This is a genomic window from Duncaniella dubosii (assembly GCF_004803915.1).
GTDB classification, from domain to species: Bacteria; Bacteroidota; Bacteroidia; order Bacteroidales; family Muribaculaceae; genus Duncaniella; species Duncaniella dubosii.
The window spans coordinates 1,859,695-1,877,771 of sequence record NZ_CP039396.1 but is presented as its reverse complement, the minus strand read 5'-3'; the positions used below and the strand labels follow the sequence as shown (position 1 = coordinate 1,877,771).

The following is an 18,077-nucleotide window of genomic DNA, read 5'->3' as shown; positions in this document are numbered from 1 at the left end:
ATTCATCAAAATCAGCCGATTCAAGCCATTATAAAGCAATCTGTAACACGTATAGAAGAGGAAATAATTAAACGACAAAATGAAAAATTTTCTTAATAGCCAAGGCATAATTGCTAAAAATTGCTTATATTTGCAAATATTTATGCAATAAGAGCGTTATATAAATCACATAAGGGCAATTTTTAAGTAATAGATGAAATCCAATAATATATTTTTCCCTCCCATCATAGTCAGTTTAGCCGCGTGGCTCGGCCTGTTGGTCGCATGCACGGCCACTACTCACGACACGCCCATAGTCACCGTCAGCATCGAGCCTCAGAAATATATACTCGAACAGATAACGGGCAACCGCGTGGAGATACGTACCCTGATTGCCAACGGCGCTAATCCCGAGACATTCGACCCTTCGGTCAACCATATCATCAACCTCACGAAGTCAATCGGCTTCCTCCGCATGGGCAACATCGGTTTCGAGGCAGCCATACTCGACAAGGTACACAGCGAGAACCCCGACCTGCCTATCTTCAACACTTCCCTTGGAGTAATGCCCGTCACCGGGACTCACAGCCACGGCGGCATCACGCACGACGTGATTGACCCGCATACATGGACCTCAGTCAAAAACGTGAAGATAATAAGCAAGAACATGCTTATAGCCATGACCGAAATCGATCCATCAAACGCTGACTATTACCGCAGCAACTACGACCGTTTCGCCGCAAGGCTCGATTCGCTCGACAATGAGCTGACAATCAGACTTGCTCCACACAAAGGCGAGGCATTCATGGTATGGCATCCGTCGCTCAGCTATTTCGCGCGTGACTATGGACTCGAACAGATAACCGCAGGCAACGCCGACAACAAGGAAGTGGCAATGGGCACGCTGAAAGAGACAATCGACCATGCGTCCGAGCACAAGGCCCGAATATTCTTCTACCAGAAAGACCTCGACAGCCGTCAGGCCGAAGCCCTCAGCTCGCAACTCGGTCTCACAAAAGTCAATATCAACCCTCTCTCCTACGAATGGGAAAAGGAAATGACAGCAATAGCCGATGCCATCGCTGCCACCGACACAATTGCCGAATAAGCATGAAAATCCACCTCCTGACTCATAAATGAAACCAACCGAAAACGAGATAATCATATCCCTGCGCAACATCTCCAAACGCTGGGCAGGAAAAACAGCCTTGACGGACATCAATTTTGATGTCCGTCAAGGCGATTTCATTGCCATTACAGGTCCTAACGGCGGAGGAAAGACAACGCTGCTCCGCATACTCCTGAAGTTATTGAAACCGACGGAAGGAAACGTGACATATTATCGTGACGGCAAACCGGCCGACGAACTTTCAATCGGCTATCTCCCGCAAAAAAATCTGATTGACTCACATTTTCCTATCGATGTCGAGGAAGTCATAGCCTCAGGGCTAATCGGAGAGAATTTGCCGAGCAATAAAGTGAAGAGCCGCGTCAAAGAAACCATAGGTCTCATGGGGCTTGAAAGCCATGCAAAGGCGAGCATCGGCAACCTGTCGGGAGGTCAGTTGCAACGCGCCCTGCTTGGACGCGCCATAATCTCACGGCCGAAACTGCTCGTGCTCGACGAGCCGCTGAGCTACGTCGACAAGCGTTTCGAACACTACATCTACGACCTTGTGGCCGAACTCGCAAAGACCACTACCCTTTTGCTTGTTTCACACGAAATGTCGACCATCGCCGGCATGGCCAACCGCCACCTCATCATCGACCATACGCTGACCGAATGCCATTCAGCCCATCACCATGTCCACTATGACTGTGATGACTGAAGGGTGAAAAACAACCTAAGCCGATATGCTGAAAACCCTACTGTGTATAGCGGCCGGAAGCGGCCTCGGAGGTGTTGCCCGCTACCTTGTCGGGCGTTGGGTTCAATCGCTGTCAGGAGCTGCATTGTTCCCGTGGGGTACGTTTGCCGTGAACGTAGCCGGATGCTTCATCATCGGACTTATATATGGAGCGATAGACCGTGGCACCAATATCCCGCAGGATGTGAAGATATTTCTTACAGTGGGATTTTGCGGAGGATTCACGACATTTTCGACCTTCATTCACGAAAACTACATGCTTTTCGATTCGTCGGAGTTTCCCGCGCTTGCGCTTTACGCCGGTGCGAGCTTTACCGTCGGACTCCTTCTTGCATATGCGGGCCACTGGATAGCCCGGAGCATCTGACAGCCATCAATAACAAAAAACATTTCGCTGCCACGCAGACCGGATGAAATTATTCGGGTCATGTGTGGCAGCGCAATGTTTTTATTTATCCCCTGATATTATATGATTATATCTCCTTATTCGGATCTGGATTATCGTTCATGTGCAGGGTATGCCCCATGCGATGTTGCTTTGTGAGCATATAACGGAGATTATAGCGGTTAGGAGCAATTTCAATGCCGACATTATCGACCACTTCAAGCCCATAGCCTTCAAGCCCGATACGCTTTACCGGATTGTTGGTGATAAGCTTCATCTTACGTATGCCGAGAAGATTGAGAATTGATGCGCCTACGCCATAATCGCGCTCGTCAGCCTTGTGACCGAGATGAATATTTGCATCCACCGTGTCGAGCCCCTCTTCCTGAAGCTTATAAGCCTTAATTTTCTCCATCAGACCTATCCCGCGACCCTCTTGGTTAAGATAGACGATAGCACCGCGACCCTCTTTCTCGATAAGCTCCATAGCCTTGTGGAGCTGCTCGCCGCAGTCACAACGCATCGAACCGAATATGTCGCCGGTGGCACACGAGGAATGGACTCGCACAAGCACTGCATCGTCACCGCTGACATCACCCTTTATCAGAGCAATATGTTCAAGCCCGTTGCTTTTCTGGCGGAAAGGAATAAGACGAAAATGTCCGTAAGCCGTAGGCATGTCGACCTCCACACCTTCCTCGACAAGCGACTCGGTGCGCAGACGGTATGCTATAAGGTCACGGATAGATATGAGTTTCAGTCCCCACTCATCAGCTTTACGGCGCAACTGCGGGAGACGTGCCATCGTGCCGTCCTCGTTAAGAATCTCGATAAGCGAGGCAGCCGGATACATGCCAGACAGTCTTGCAAGGTCAATCGCAGCCTCCGTGTGGCCGGCACGGCGGAGCACGCCTGCATCCTGTGCATAGAGCGGATGCACATGTCCGGGGCGGCCGAACATACCGGGAGTCACCGACGGGTCGGCAAGAGCGCGGATGGTCGCGGCACGGTCGTGGGCTGAAACACCGGTCGTACAGCCGGGAAGCAGGTCGACAGTCACGGTGAAAGGCGTGCCGAGCATCGAGGTGTTGTCCTCGACCTGATGCTGCAATCCCAGTTCCTTGCAGCGTGAAATGGTCACCGGAGCGCAGAGCTCGCCACGCGCGTTGGTTATCATGAAGTTCACAGCTTCAGGAGTGACCTTCTCGGCAGCTATAATGAGGTCACCCTCGTTTTCACGGTCCTCGTCATCGACCACAATCACGAATTTGCCTTCGCGGAAATCGGCGAGAGCCTCTTCAATCGTATCTAATTTTATCTTATTTTCCATCGTTTAGGAGATTTTTCAACGGATTTAGAATTATTTTGCGACAGCAGTCAGTCGTCTATCTTAGGAGCTATCAGCTCTATGAGCTGGTCGGCTACTTTTGTGACAGTAGAGAGTTCGTCACGCAGACGGAGCTGGGTTTTCCGACCGTAGAACCACACGGCCAAACCGATCGGAAACAAGGCAATCATTATCCATGACAGCCAAGGTCTGGTCGATGGCTGCTGAAACCAAAGGCTTCTAAGCACAGGAAAATCCATCAGCTTGAGCACAACCATCTTTTCTCTCGAATTGGACAGATACTCGACATCGTTTTCAATCGTATCGCGAAGCCTGTGCAACTCGTCGCGGTCATAACCGTGAAGCCAGTAGTCACGATAACTCTGCCGGGCAGGATTTCTCGAAAGATATGCCGCGACCTCAAGTTTCAGGGCTTCCATCCGCTGGACTGCGATAACCGGGTCTATCTCCTCCATCACAAGTTCCTTCATCTCGACATGACGCACCTCGCTCACGCCAAAGAATTTGCGGAAGAAATTCAGATAGGCATCCTTGTTAAACACAGCCGAGTCATTGACGGCCTTATATGTGAAGAATACACCCATCGGAAGAAGGACGGCCGCACTGAGCCACATGCCTTCCCATACCTCCCATTTACCGTCACGGGCAAGCTTGTAGCCCATGTTGTCGATAATATAATAGAAAATGAACAGGAACACAGAGATTACAAGCGGAGTTCCAAGGCCGCCTTTACGGATAATAGCACCAAGCGGAGCGCCGATAAAGAAGAATATTATACAGGCAAACGAAAGCGTGAATTTCTTTTGCAGCTCTATGGCATGGCGCCTCATGGTCTTGAGGTCATCGGCCATGGCGATACTCTTGTACTCATATTCCTGACGCATTCGCTGAGCCTTCGCCAGACCTTGGTTCAGATAACCGATCCTTATGCCCGATGACGAACCCCGCATAATAGAGTCGACGTTGACAGGTTTTGCAATCTCGACATCCGGTCTGCGGGTCTTTACACTCTTGCCACTGTCGATGCGCGTCTGATAGGCATGTATGCCCATATAGGGATATTCCCTGAGAGCCGTGCCGTAGGATGAGCCAAGCGAGTCGACACGTGCACCTACAGAGTCAATCGTCGCCTGAAGTTCAGCCATATTCTTTCCGACATACTGGTTACGCATTCCCTGTTCATCCATACGGTTGAAATTGGAATCGAACTTCAGCATGATTTCTTTCTCCGAGAACGACTCACGGCGATAGGGCACATTTTTCATATTGCCCGCACCGGCATCCTTAAGGTTCTCAAACGACTCTCCATGCCAGAGACGAAGGAAAAGATGAGTCTTGTCAGGAGTAATCGACATCTTTCCGGAGTCGGCAAGAATGATTGACGAATTTTCAAAACCCTTCGACACGTCGTAGATCATCACCTCGTAGAGCACACCCGTCTCCCTGTTTTTTTCCTGCACAAAAAGATTATATCCGGGAATCTGGTCATAGAACACACCCTCCGGAATCTCAAGCTCCGGTGATTTCTGCCTCATTGAATAGAGCAGAGTCCACATCTTTGTCTGCGCCACAGGAAGCACGTCATTCTGAAAAAAGAAAGCGCCGGTGGCAATGCAGACCATCAGCACGATAAGCGGAGCCATGGTGCGCAGGAGCGAAATCCCCGACGCCTTCATGGCTGTAAGTTCAAACTGCTCGCCGAGATTGCCGAAAGTCATCAGCGACGCGAGAAGGATGGCGAGCGGAAGCGCCATCGGAATCATGGTCAGTGCGGCATAGAAGAACAGCTCTCCTATGACATCCACACCAAGACCCTTGCCGACAAGTTCGTCTATATAACGCCACAGGAATTGCATTAGCACTATGAATAGACAGATGCAGAACGTCATCATGAACAGAGGAACGAAGCTCTGAAGGATGAAGATGTCCATGCGTTTGATGCGTAACATAGCTGAGGCGGTATTGGCAGGTTATGATTAGAGTATGGTTAAAAACACGCATTCAACAACGCCGCCATGCAATCCGCTTGGTGCGGACGGCATGGCGGACAGTTGTATGTGATTGATTCTTTTCAATCAGGTAATCGCAAGCCGGAATGGCTTATTTAATTCCGAGGGCGGTCTTCACGAGAGGAGTGACATCTGTGACATCAGCACCTGTGTAGAGCGACATGCCGTTTTCGAAAATAAAGGTGAACTTGCCTTCAGCGCCTACGCTCTGGATCGCCTTCATGACCTTTTCCTGTATGGGAGCGAGAAGCTGCTGGTTCTGGCGCTGGAGATCCTGCTGTGCAGTCTCACGGAAGCGCTGGATCTTGGTGTCGATTTCCTGAAGTTCCTGTGTTCGGCGCTCCTTGATTGTCTCGGGGGTAGACGCTTCAAGAGCCTGAAATTCCTGAAATTTCTTGTTGAACTCTTCCTGAAGTTTTGCGAATTCGTCTTCGTATTTCTTGGTAGCGGCTTCCATCTGTTCCTGAACAGATTTCATTTCCGGAAGAGAAGTCATGAGCTCGTTAGTGTTGATAACACCAAATTTCTGAGCGAACAGGCTCATGGGAAACGCAATCATGATTGCGAGCAAAAGTCTTTTGATCATCGTTGTATTGTGAAGTTTTATTTTTTAATTATATCTTTTGTCCGAATAGTTTACCGCTATGCAGTCGGGGAATCAGACAACCGACTTCCGAAGCGGTGCAAAGATAGGGATTTTATTTGGAATAACCTAACTTTTCAAGCACCTCGTTGGAGACGTCGATACGTGGCGAGGCAAATATTATATCAGCCGACGATGCACGGTCGAAAATACACTGATAGCCGCGCTCCTCCGACACTTTCTTGACGGCATTGTAAACATCGTCCTGAATCGGCTTCATCAGAGTCTGACGCTTTTTGTAAAGCTCTCCGTCAGGGCCGAAGTATTTCTGGCGGAGTTCCGCAGCCTGCTTTTCCTTGCCGACAATCTCTTCTTCCTTTTTCTTCTTCTGTTCGTCGGTCAGAAACACCATTTCGTTCTGATAGTTCTTATATAGTGTCTCGGCTTCCTTTGCCACCGATTCGACCTCTTTCTGCCATCGCTGGGAAATCTGGTTGAGCTGTTCGTTGGCCATTTCATAGGCAGGGACGTTCGAAAGGATATAATCCATATCGACCAGCGCGAACTTCTGCGCCGATGCTCCTGCGAAGCATGCAAGCACAAGTGCTAATGTCAGGAAAATCTTTTTCATACCTTTAGCGGTGTTAAATAATTGAGGAATGTTGCTATAATATAGACGCACCAGCGGGTGAAAAGTTTAATTTGCTGTAAAATCGTCGTTTCAGTTTGCTCTGCCGGGGTTAGAATTCCTGACCGAGGATGAAATGGAAGTGCGAGCCTCCCTTGGTGCCATAGACGCGGTCAAAACCGTAGGCCCAGTCGATACCCATCATTCCGATCATCGGGAGATAGATACGGATACCGGCACCGGCGCTGCGCTTGAGATCGAACGGAGAGAAGTTCTTCACCGAATTCCATGCGTTACCGCCTTCGATGAATGTCAGACCATAGATAGTGGTCGTGGGCTGGAGCATGAAGGGGAAGTGAAGTTCCATGCCGAAACGAGTGTAGGCGTAACCGCCTCCACGATAGTAGGGCGTAAGCTGTCCATTGTCATATCCGCGAAGGGCAATTGTCTCCTGTGCATAAGTATAGGAACCCGACATGCCGTCACCACCGACATAGAATGTTTCGAAAGGTGATTTAAGATTCTTGTTGTAGCTGCCGAGAAGACCGACATCCGCACGTGTCATGAACACAAGAGTATATTTTCCGTCAGGGTTGGTAAGCGGAGTGTATGTGCGCGATTTGAAACGCAATTTCCAATACTCAATCCAGCGATAGAGCTCTTTGCGGGCATTCTCGATCTGAGCGGTTGTATATGTGTCGGTATTGGTACTCTTCGCAATTTCCGACAGCTGCTTCCAGTTCTTCTTCCCGAAGAGAGAAGCCGGAGGCGTGAACTGTAGGTTGAGCGAGAAGTTAGAGCCTCGGCGGGTATAGAGCGGGTTGTCGGTAGAGTTACGCGCGAGTGTCAGACCGAGCGTGAGTGAGTTTGACGTACCGTTCTGCATATCGAAAAGATATTCCCAGTTCTTAAGGAAATACCAGTTGTAGCCGAGTTCAGCCTGGAAGGTGAAATAGTTGTCAGGCCAGTTGAGACGCTTTCCGAAACCGACAGAAACGCCAAGCATCTGAAGGAACTTATTCGGGTCATATGCGTTCTCATATGAATTCTGGTAGTAATCGTTATATCCGTAGCCGGAGTTGTAGAGACCGCTATAGGGATACATATAGCTGTTCATGTAGCTGCGGTTGTAGTACGACGAATTGACACCTGTCTGACGGCTGTAGTAGGCCGAGACCGAAAGCGAGTTGGGACGCTTGCCACCAAACCACGGATCAAGGAACGAGATGCTGTATGCCTGATAATAGCGGGCATTCGTCTGTGCGGAAATCGTGAGCTGCTGGCCGTCGCCCTGCGGAACGAGCCCCTTATAGCTGTTGGGATAGAACAGGTTCTTGATCGAGAAGTTGGTAAACTTGATTGCAACCTTACCGATGATACCTGTCTGCCCCCAGCCCATAGAAAATTCGAACTGGTCGTTGGACTTCGATTCGAGATTGAAAAGGATGTCAACCGTACCGTCTTCCTGATTCGGCTCAGGACGGATGTCCATATTTTCGGGATCGAAGTGACCGGTCTGTGCGATTTCACGCGCCGAACGCATCAGGTCTTCCTTATTGAACAGCTCACCGGGCTTGACATAAAGCTCACGACGGATCACCTTTTCATACAGACGGTCGTTACCGTTGATAATGACATTGTTGATTCGAGCCTGAGGACCTTCGGTTATTCTCATTTCAAGATCAATCGAGTCGCCGTTGACATTCTTCTCAATCGGTGTGAGATCGAAGAAAAGATAGCCGTTGTTCATATAGTAATTGGCAATCGCGTCATCATCCTCTGATGTGCGTTTCTTCAGAAGTTTCTGATTATATACATCGCCCTTCTCCATTCCGAGCACGTTGGAGAGAAGATCGGTCGAATAAATCGTATTGCCGACCCATAAGATATCGTTGATATAATATTTCTTTCCTTCGTCGAGTGTAATGTAGACATCAACCGTCTTTTCGTCAAACGGAACTACAGAATCGGAAAGTATCGCGGCATCACGATAGCCTTTTTCATTATATTTCTGAATGATGCGCTCAAGGTCATCCTCATAATCGCTCTCGACAAATTTTTTCTGGCGGAAAAGGTTCAGAATCTTCCCCTTTTCATTTGTCTTCTTCATGACACGCTGCAACTGGTTGTCACTCATCACCTCATTTCCGTCGATATAGATTTTGTGAACCTTCACCTTGTCATTCTTGTTGACATTGATGTCGACAAGAACTTCGTTGGGATGCGAGAGGTCGTCAGTCAGGTTGATTTTGACAGTAGCATTGCCGAAACCCTTGTTGCCGTAATACTTAGAGATAATCTGCTCGGCACGGTTGACGATGTTCTGGGTAATCTGATTTCCCTTGCGTAGCTGCAGGGCCTCATCCAGATCCTGCTGCTCTCCTTTTTTCACTCCATGATAAGTGATCGAACCTATACGCGGCTGCTGGCGCAGATTGAGCGTAAGATAAGCCTTGTTTCCGATGACCTTGTCAACCGTTATCTGGATTTTGGAAAACAGCCCCTGACGCCACAGACGCTTTGTCGCATCAGTGATATCCGGTCCGGGAATAGTGATGAGATCACCGATTTTAAGCCCGGTATAGCCGACAACTATATAATCTTCATAGTTGTCAGCACCCTTGACCTGAATATCGGCTATTTCATATGTCTTCGGCAGACCTGTGAAATGTATGGTTGGATTGTAAATAGTATCCGTCGTGGCCTGCGCCGAAACGCCGAATGATATGGAGATTGACGAGAGCAGGAGCAGGAAAGTGATAAATTTAAAACGCATTGGTCTAACGTTGTGGTTGGGGATGGAGGGTTTATTTTAGTTGTTCGGAGGTAAGGCCGAAACGGCGTTCACGGCCTCGGAAATCTTTAAGCGCCCTGACAAAATCTTCGCGTGAGAAGTCAGGCCAGAATGTGTCTGTGACATAAATTTCCGAATATGCGATCTGCCAGAGCAGGAAATTGCTGACGCGGTGGTCACCGCCAGTGCGTATGAGCAGATCCGGGTCGGGATAGGAGGCAGTCGTCAGATAACGGCTGAACGCCTCATCCGAATTCATATCCTCAGGATCAGCCTTACCGGCCTTGACATCTTCGGCAAAAAGGCGTGAGGCCCTGACTATTTCCCAACGGGCTGAGTAGCTGATTGCAAGAATAAGAGTCAGCCCAGTCCCGTGAGATGTATCGGCTATACATTGCTGCAGGCGTTCATATGCCTCACGCGGCATACGCGACGTATCGCCTATCATTTCAAGACGGACATTGTTTTTAATCAGATCGGGGGTCTCACGCTCGATTGCGATCACAATCAGGTGCATCAGAGCGTCGACCTCGGCCTGAGGACGATTCCAGTTTTCTGTGGAGAACGTATAGAGTGTAAGATAGCCTATGCCGAGTTCAGAAGCTATTTCAGTGATTCTTCGCACCGTATTCACTCCTTCGACATGTCCCTCGCTACGGTCAAGACCGCGCGCCTTGGCCCAACGGCCATTTCCATCCATAATGATGGCCACGTGGCGTGGAAGGCTACTTTTGTCTATTTCTTCTGTCATATCTTTTATGTCGCCGGGCTTCATACAGTCTATGGAAGAGAGAAAGCTCTCCGGCTGATTTGATTATGTTATTTATTAATGAAATTCATGTTTCTGTCACTTTTTCAGTCGATGCGGTGACACGTGACGCAACGTTTTCCAAACTCGTAGCTGATGCCAAGCATGATAGTCGAATACCAGTCGGTGTTCTTGAGAAAAGAGCTTTTGATCTGGTAGAGGTCCGACAGTTCTCCGCTGTCGACATTATCACCGAACACTTTTGTCATGCAGAACTCAAGACTGAGATTGACACGCGGCTTCACCTTGTATTTGACACCGAAAGCCATCGGAAGGCTCATCGCCACATAACTGTCACCTGACGTACTCGACATTGTGACACCAAGCCCGAGCGACAGATAGGGCGAGATACGGCTGAGATTCTTATACTTTTCACCTATTCCATAGTTGAAAAAGTTGAACTCAACCCGGCCTCCGAGGTCATAGACCCACGACTTGAAGTCGTAGACTTTTCCTTCGGGAAGCACATTGTCCATGTCTGCCGTAGTGCCGCTCAATGAAGCAGCCGTAAACAGTCCGCGTATGGCCCAGCGTGTATTGATTAGATAACGAAACGAGCCGTTAAGCGCGACACCTGGGTGAGCGAACAGCGAGCTTTCATTGGCATCGCCGAGATAGCCCGACATCCCGAGCCCCACCCCGGCATCAAACTTGTAAGTCTCGACGCTCTCTTGCGTCTGAGCGTATGCAGTGGCCGGAATCACCGACCCGCATGAAGCAACAATCAGAGAGAGAAAGAGAGATTTCATACGCCTATAACCTTAATTATATAATGGCGACACCATATTTAATAAAGTGGTGCGAAAGTGAAGCGGCGAATCACACCTTTCCACAGCGTGTTGTAGAGGTCACCGGCAGCATTCTCGCCTCCGAACAGATAGATGTAAGGACATTCCCACTCTGTAATCGGCGCGCTGACACGGCTCGCATGTGCAAAGGGAACCGGAGTCGCCCACACAGGCATACGGTTGCCGGTGAAAACAGTCCAGCCATCAGCAGTTGATGCCGAACGTGACATCGAGTCGTCGAGACGTGCGTCGACCACCATAGCCTGCGCGGCTGCAAAGTCAGGGATATAATCCGGAAGCTGAAGATAGCTTGACGCCTCATCCCATGTTATGCCTTGGTCATATGAAATATATACATTGTTTGACACGACCTGACCTTCTGTCGACTCATAGCGGCCACCGAGGGCAATGAGCGCCGAACGCTCTGTCACTCGCCAGAAGCCGGTCACTTCGCGTGGAGTGAAGTAAGGGAACAATGCTACGTCCTCACGTTCATCAATATCGCGTGAACTGATCTTAGCCCACACTTCACCGTCATAACCCCATGTAGAACCGACCACATTTCCCGAGGCATCATGTCCTCCGACAAACATAGATAAGGGGGAGGCACTCCATGAGGTCACATAAGTGACCATCTGGCCTGTTCCGCCGACAGGGCATCCTGCCGGTATGGGCTGTTCGGTCGTAGCCGGATAGGTGACATGCTTCCAGCCGTCCGAATCCTTTCTTGCGCCAAGTATGCGGTTGACATAACCGCCATACACATGATCCATGTGAGCGCCTGTCGCGCTCCATGTCAATGCGTCAGGCGATGTGTAGAGACGGCCTTGGCCATCGATGATATAGAAAGCATCGTTACTTGCTGCGAATGATCCAACCACAGCATCGTCGGGCAGATGGGCCTCACCGGCTGTCCAGTTGTTGTCATACGGATTTTCAACCGAGGCAACCGAAGCCTTGTCACCGGCAACCGTAAGACAGTATATACGGCCGTTGAATTCAACTGTCTTCTGAGCCTGCGGAGCGGAAAGCGTTCCGGGAAGCGTGCGGCGTGCGGTCTTATCCCAGAATAGCGTGTCGGGAACCACCTCATGCACGTTGAGCTTGATGCTGTATTCACGGCTTGAAAGACCGTCATATGACTTCACGAGCAGCTTGACAGGGCCATCGGCGAAATTTATGCTGTCGTTGGGGCTGTCTATATAACTGATAGTCGTGTCACTTGATGTCTCGGGTAGACGGAATGTGAGATCACACGCGCTGGCCGACGATGTTCCTATATTTACAATCATCTTGTCAATACGTGTGCCTTTTGGCAGCGAGTCAGCGTTAAAGATAACGGCATTGACAAGGTCTATCGAAAAATAGACCGAATCAAGGCCCTTAAGCACACTGTCGTTCTTCCCGAGACTGAAAGATGTCACCGAACAGTTGCCGAAATCGCCTTCTGCCACAAATGAGTCAGAGTCCTTGTTGCAGCTACTGATCATAGCTGTCAGGAAGAGAGCCACCAAAGTGTATAGCGGGTATCTTTTTGTCATAATGCGATTAAAAATCCGCCTTGGGCGGCGGGAGTATTTGCAATTCGTTGTATCAGGGTCGTTTAGGTAATCTAAACAATATTTCAAGATGCAAAGTTAACAAGATTTTTGTTAACTACCATTCCGAGTACGTAAAAAAAAGCTAATTAGAACACTACACATTCGTTAAATCGACCATCCACTTATTTTACATGACGTTGGATGCTCCGGCCATCGATTCCTAAAAATATTTTAAATCGCCTTGTCATTTGCCCGGCCGACCAACCCGATTGTTGCCTAACTGTAGACAGTCAGAACAGCCTTGCCCCCAACCTGTCCCCAAACAAGCTACAAATCTGTATACCAAGCAGCTACAAAGCATATATTTTCAAGAAATCGATCCGTTTTTTTGGATTTATTAATCCTAATCCATACATTTGCATTATCAAACCATTCCCCTATCTTTAAAACAACAATGGCTTTTCCGGCCGCAACAGGTCCATAGGCCAGATGATAATAAAACCGCATAAAAACAACCCATTTTCAATCAACCGAACTACAAACCTGACAGGATATCTAACATACTAACTTTATACAAGCTATTTACAATCATCGGAGCCACATTTGAAAAAGCCCCTGATTCCATAATGCAACCACTAAAGACGGAATCGTTTTTTCAATATATGTGTTTTTACAAGATTGTAGATTAGAAGAGGGGGACTGGCCGTGAGGTTCGTCCTCCTTGTCTTTTTTCAATCCCTGTCAATAGAACAATTGCCGCCACCGCATGATTGTGCGGCAACGGCAGTCAAAAAAATATAAAAACGTTTTCCCGACATCTACCCGCGCCTATTTACGCGGGGCAATGACACGGTCGCCGATGAGCTTTGCAAGTTCCGAACGTGCGTTTTCGATTTCCTGAAGCCTGCGCATTAGCGCAAGCGCACTTTCGTAGTCCGAGGCACATGCTGCCAGTTCTTTACGCGTGTCATCGAGTCGGGTCCAGAGAATGGCATCCTTCAGTTCATGCAGAGCACGTGGCACAAGCTCGCCAAGAAGATCCTGCTCGGTGTCGACCTTTGCATACTTAGTGTGAACCTTGCTAAGTATGTGGCGCTCGACAACGAGATCCGAGGCGAGATTCCTGACAATATCATCGGGCGACGAACACATCTGGCGCGCGAGATATGAACTTGAAAACTCCTCAAGACCCCGGTTGAAATTAGTGTCCACTGTCTCCCGCAACGTCCGCTCCATCGCCGAAATACTCCCGACGTCAGTAGCCTTCTGTCTGATGGCCTCGACTCCGGCTGAGAATTCCTGATTACGTCGTCCTTCAAGCTCCTCGCGCCGACGGGCAAGGTCTGCGTCCCAGCTGTAACGGCTCAGGCGACGTGCCTCGGCAAAGAAATGGGCAAGATCGGGATTAACAAACGAGATTTCATCAGCCGCCAGATCAGCCTCTATATATTCGAGCACAGTCATCGGGACGGCGTTTCCATCGTCATCAATACCGTCGGCAAAGGCATAGTTGCCATATTTGGCTATGAGACGCGCAATGTTCATCTCGTATGTGCGGAGAAAACGGTCATGGCGCGAGACTCCGGACGGTTGCTGCGCTGCCGGCTGCATCTGCTGCGTCGGGCCGGACTCTCCGTCCGAACCGCTACCGGCCGCCACACCGTCGGCCTGAGCGACAGGACTGCCTCCCGTGAACACCTCAGCGCGTTGCTGCTCCTCGCGCGATTTCAGCCGGAATTCATTATAATACTTCCCGATTTCACGGCGCAATACATCCTCATCCATAAACAGAATCCGCGAGCACTCCTGCGCATAGACGCTACGCTTGATTTCGTCGGGAATCAGCGCGATGGTCTTCACCACTCGCGTGATGACCTCGGCGCGCTTGGTCGGATTGCTCGCAGCCCCGTCCATGAGAATCGAGGCCATGAAACTTATGAAATCGGTCTCATGTTCGCTGATATATGCCTCAACCTCACTCGACGAATGGCTCTGGGCAAACGAGTCAGGGTCTTCACCTTCGGGTAGGAGCAGCACTTTGATGTCCATATCGTCCTGCAAAAGCAGTTCGATGCCTCGCAGGGAAGCCTTGATACCGGCGGCGTCACTGTCGTAGATCAGGGTGACATTCGACGTGAAGCGCTTGATAAGCCTCACCTGCTCCACGGTCAGAGCCGTGCCCGACGAGGCGACGACATTGCACACTCCGGCCTGATGCATCGAGATGACATCCATGTAGCCCTCCACAAGTATGCACTTCTGCGCCTTTGCTATCGCCTGTTTCGCCTGAAACAGCCCGTAAAGCTCGCGTCGTTTCAGATATATGTCCGATTCAGGCGAATTGACATATTTGGCAATCTTCTTTTCCGAACTCAGCGTGCGTCCGCCGAATGCCACCACCTTTCCGGCCAAGGTGAATATCGGATATATCACTCGGCCACGGAAGCGGTCATAGACACGCCCGTCGTCAGTCCGGTTGCAGACACCTGTGGAAATCAGATATTGCTCGCTGTATCCACGCTCGATTGCCGTCTTGTAGAGCGCGTCGCGTCCTTCGAGGGCATATCCGAGATGAAACTTCTCGATCATCGCGTCACTTATGCCTCGGTAGCGGAAATATGATAGTCCGATGTCACGCCCGTCGGCCGTCTCCTTGAGAGTCTTCTCAAAATAGCGCATGGCAAAGTCGTTGAGCGCAAACATGTTCTCGCGGTCATTCTCGGCACGGCGCTCGTCGTCGGTCATCTCGCGCTCCTCGATTTCGATGTTGTATTTCTTGGCGAGATAACGCAACGCTTCCGTAAACGACAGCTGTTCGAGTTTCATGATAAAGCTGACAGGGCTGCCGCCCTCACCGCAACTGAAACACTTGCACATGCCTTTCGACTTCGACACATAAAACGACGGCGAGCGGTCGTTGTGAAACGGACACAGCCCGACATAGTTGGCCCCGCGCTTTTTCAGAGCCACGAAGTCACTCACCACCTCTACGATATCGGCGGCATCGAGTATTCGCTGGACTGTGGCATTGTCAATCTTTTTCATAGCGACCACAAAGTTAGCCCAATTTCCCAAAACCACAAAGCCCGACAATAAAGACCTCCCATAGTCAGTAATCCAGACAAGAACGCATTATGCAATTATCGCTCTGATGTAAAAAACATTTATACTTTGGACTGAAGATTAATAGCTGTTTTCATCCGTCACACATCAGCCATCTTTACGGGCCAGATTGGCCAAAATCGGTGGCGGCTACGCCCCGGAGGCGCAAGCTTTGGCATATCGGTCGAATTTTCACCATATTATAAGGTGGATTTAAAGAATTATTTTCTATCTTTGCACGCTGAAAACAACAGGAGTCGCTCGTATGACTCCCTAAACCACACATTATTAATAATGGCAACAATCAATATCACCTTCCCCGACCAGAGCGTGAAGCAGTTTGAGAGCGGAATCACCCCCCTGCAGATTGCCGAATCTCTGTCGTCGCAGCTCGCTCGCGACATTCTCGCGGCATCAGTCAACGACAAGGAGTGGGACATCACCCGCCCCATCACCGAAGATGCCACAATCAAACTTTTCAAATGGGATGACCCCGAAGGCAAGCACGCTTTCTGGCACTCGTCGGCCCACCTTCTCGCCGAAGCGCTTCAGGAGCTTTTCCCCGGAGTCAAGTTCGGCATCGGCCCGGCCATTGAAAACGGATTCTACTACGACATCGACCCGGGCGAACACACCATCACATCTGCCGACTTCCCCCGCATCGAGAAAAAAATGCTCGAACTCGCCCAGCAGAAGCAGCCTATAGTCCGCGCCGACATCTCGAAAGACGACGCACTGAAGCTCTTCGGCGACCGTGGCGAAGAATACAAGTGCGAGCTTATCAGCGAACTTGAGGACGGACACATCACCACCTACACCCAAGGATCGTTCACAGACCTCTGTCGTGGTCCGCACATTGCCAATACAGCACCCATCAAGGCTGTGAAGGTTACCTCGCTCGCCGGCGCATACTGGCGCGGCGACGAAAAGCGCAACCAGCTCGTCAGAGTCTATGGCATCACTTTCCCCAAGAAAAAGATGCTCGACGAATATCTCGTGCTCCTCGAAGAAGCCAAGAAGCGCGACCACCGCAAGCTCGGCAAAGAAATGGAACTTTTCGCATTCTCCCAGAACGTCGGCGCAGGTCTGCCCCTCTGGCTCCCAAAAGGCACAGCGCTCCGCGACCGTCTCGAACAGTTCCTCCGCAAAATCCAGAAGCAATACGGCTACCAGCAGGTAATCACACCCCATATCGGCAACAAGAACCTCTATGTGACCTCAGGCCACTACGCCAAGTATGGCAAGGACTCTTTCCAGCCTATCCACACTCCCGAGGAGGGCGAGGAATACCTGCTCAAACCGATGAACTGCCCCCACCACTGCGAAATCTTCCGCGCACTCCCCGAAGCTACCGAGACCTGCCACTGCGTCTCGCTGAGTTCGGCACAGTCTACCGCTACGAGCAGAGCGGCGAGCTCCACGGACTGACCCGCGTGAGAGGTTTCACACAGGACGACGCACACATCTATTGCGCCCCCGACCAGATAAAGGGAGAGTTCCTAAAGGTGATGGATATCATATTCTACATCTTCAAGGCTCTCAAATTTGAAAACTTCGAGGCTCAGATTTCACTGCGCGACCCCAACAACAAGGAGAAATATATCGGCTCTGACGAAAACTGGCATCTCGCCGAGCAGGCCATCATCGACGCATGTGAGGAAAAGGGACTCAAAGCCCGCAAGGAATATGGAGAAGCCGCCTTCTACGGACCGAAACTCGACTTCATGGTCAAGGACGCACTCGGCCGCAAATGGCAGCTCGGTACAATTCAGGTAGACTACAACCTGCCTGAACGATTCCAGCTCGAATACACCGGCTCTGACAACCAGAAACACCGCCCTGTAATGATCCACCGCGCTCCCTTCGGCTCGATGGAACGCTTCGTCGCCGTGCTTCTTGAACACACAGCCGGACGCTTCCCCCTCTGGCTCGCACCTGAACAGGCTGTCGTGCTCCCCATCTCGGAGAAGTTCAACGACTACGCCCATGAGGTCGCAGCCCGTCTCAACGCCCTTGACATCCGTACCCAAGTTGACGACAGAAATGAAAAAATCGGCAAAAAAATTCGCGACAACGAACTTAAGAGAATACCCTACATGCTCATTGTCGGTGAAAAAGAAGCTGAAAATGGTGAAATTTCTGTAAGAAAACAGGGTGAAGGTGATAAAGGTTCGATGAAAATTGCTACCTTTGCAGACGATTTGACCCGCGAAGTCAACGAAATGATTAATCAATAACCCCCTG

Annotated in this window: 12 protein-coding genes and 1 pseudogene; 4 read left to right on the top strand and 9 right to left on the bottom strand. The window is 50.1% G+C overall.

What is annotated here, in order from left to right; all coding sequences use genetic code 11:
• The first annotated feature begins 193 nt into the window (after nucleotides 1–193).
• The 3 genes from E7747_RS08240 to crcB are packed head-to-tail and all read left to right on the top strand — an operon-like array spanning nucleotide 194 to nucleotide 2,214.
• Complete coding sequence (locus E7747_RS08240) at nucleotides 194–1,087, top strand: metal ABC transporter solute-binding protein, Zn/Mn family (RefSeq protein WP_123615147.1); 894 nt, start codon at nucleotides 194–196, stop codon at nucleotides 1,085–1,087.
• A gap of 28 nt (nucleotides 1,088–1,115) precedes the next feature.
• On the top strand, nucleotides 1,116–1,808 hold the full coding sequence (locus E7747_RS08235; RefSeq protein ID WP_136415328.1) for a metal ABC transporter ATP-binding protein: 693 nt from the start codon (nucleotides 1,116–1,118) through the stop codon (nucleotides 1,806–1,808).
• Between the two features lie 25 nt (nucleotides 1,809–1,833).
• Nucleotides 1,834–2,214: a fluoride efflux transporter CrcB gene (gene crcB / locus E7747_RS08230; RefSeq protein WP_123615149.1), complete on the top strand. Its 381-nt coding sequence runs from the start codon at nucleotides 1,834–1,836 to the stop codon at nucleotides 2,212–2,214.
• A gap of 106 nt (nucleotides 2,215–2,320) precedes the next feature.
• Here crcB and E7747_RS08225 read toward each other — a convergent pair whose 3' ends face one another.
• The 9 genes from E7747_RS08225 to dnaG form a co-directional block, all read right to left on the bottom strand.
• On the bottom strand, nucleotides 2,321–3,562 hold the full coding sequence (locus E7747_RS08225; protein ID WP_123615150.1) for a bifunctional 3,4-dihydroxy-2-butanone-4-phosphate synthase/GTP cyclohydrolase II: 1,242 nt from the start codon (nucleotides 3,560–3,562) through the stop codon (nucleotides 2,321–2,323).
• 47 nt (nucleotides 3,563–3,609) lie between these two features.
• On the bottom strand, nucleotides 3,610–5,529 hold the full coding sequence (locus E7747_RS08220) for an LptF/LptG family permease (RefSeq protein ID WP_136415326.1): 1,920 nt from the start codon (nucleotides 5,527–5,529) through the stop codon (nucleotides 3,610–3,612).
• 151 nt (nucleotides 5,530–5,680) lie between these two features.
• Nucleotides 5,681–6,175 carry an OmpH family outer membrane protein gene (locus E7747_RS08215; RefSeq protein ID WP_123615152.1) on the bottom strand — a complete coding sequence of 165 codons (495 nt, stop codon included), beginning with the start codon at nucleotides 6,173–6,175 and terminating at the stop codon, nucleotides 5,681–5,683.
• A gap of 112 nt (nucleotides 6,176–6,287) precedes the next feature.
• Nucleotides 6,288–6,803: an OmpH family outer membrane protein gene (locus E7747_RS08210; RefSeq protein WP_123615153.1), complete on the bottom strand. Its 516-nt coding sequence runs from the start codon at nucleotides 6,801–6,803 to the stop codon at nucleotides 6,288–6,290.
• A gap of 109 nt (nucleotides 6,804–6,912) precedes the next feature.
• Nucleotides 6,913–9,576: a BamA/OMP85 family outer membrane protein gene (locus E7747_RS08205; RefSeq protein ID WP_136415325.1), complete on the bottom strand. Its 2,664-nt coding sequence runs from the start codon at nucleotides 9,574–9,576 to the stop codon at nucleotides 6,913–6,915.
• 31 nt (nucleotides 9,577–9,607) lie between these two features.
• Nucleotides 9,608–10,345 carry an isoprenyl transferase gene (locus E7747_RS08200; protein ID WP_123615200.1) on the bottom strand — a complete coding sequence of 246 codons (738 nt, stop codon included), beginning with the start codon at nucleotides 10,343–10,345 and terminating at the stop codon, nucleotides 9,608–9,610.
• A 104-nt stretch (nucleotides 10,346–10,449) separates the two neighbouring features.
• Nucleotides 10,450–11,151 (bottom strand): type IX secretion system protein PorG, encoded by a 702-nt coding sequence (gene porG / locus E7747_RS08195; protein WP_136415323.1) that lies wholly within the window; start codon nucleotides 11,149–11,151, stop codon nucleotides 10,450–10,452.
• Between the two features lie 38 nt (nucleotides 11,152–11,189).
• Nucleotides 11,190–12,731, bottom strand: coding sequence for a DUF6242 domain-containing protein (locus E7747_RS08190; protein ID WP_136415321.1), 1,542 nt, complete (start codon nucleotides 12,729–12,731; stop codon nucleotides 11,190–11,192).
• A gap of 828 nt (nucleotides 12,732–13,559) precedes the next feature.
• Complete coding sequence (dnaG, locus tag E7747_RS08185; RefSeq protein WP_136415320.1) at nucleotides 13,560–15,776, bottom strand: DNA primase; 2,217 nt, start codon at nucleotides 15,774–15,776, stop codon at nucleotides 13,560–13,562.
• 351 nt (nucleotides 15,777–16,127) lie between these two features.
• Here dnaG and thrS point away from each other — a divergent pair.
• Nucleotides 16,128–18,070 (top strand): annotated as a pseudogene (gene thrS / locus E7747_RS08180) (threonine--tRNA ligase).
• The last annotated feature ends 7 nt before the right edge of the window (nucleotides 18,071–18,077 follow it).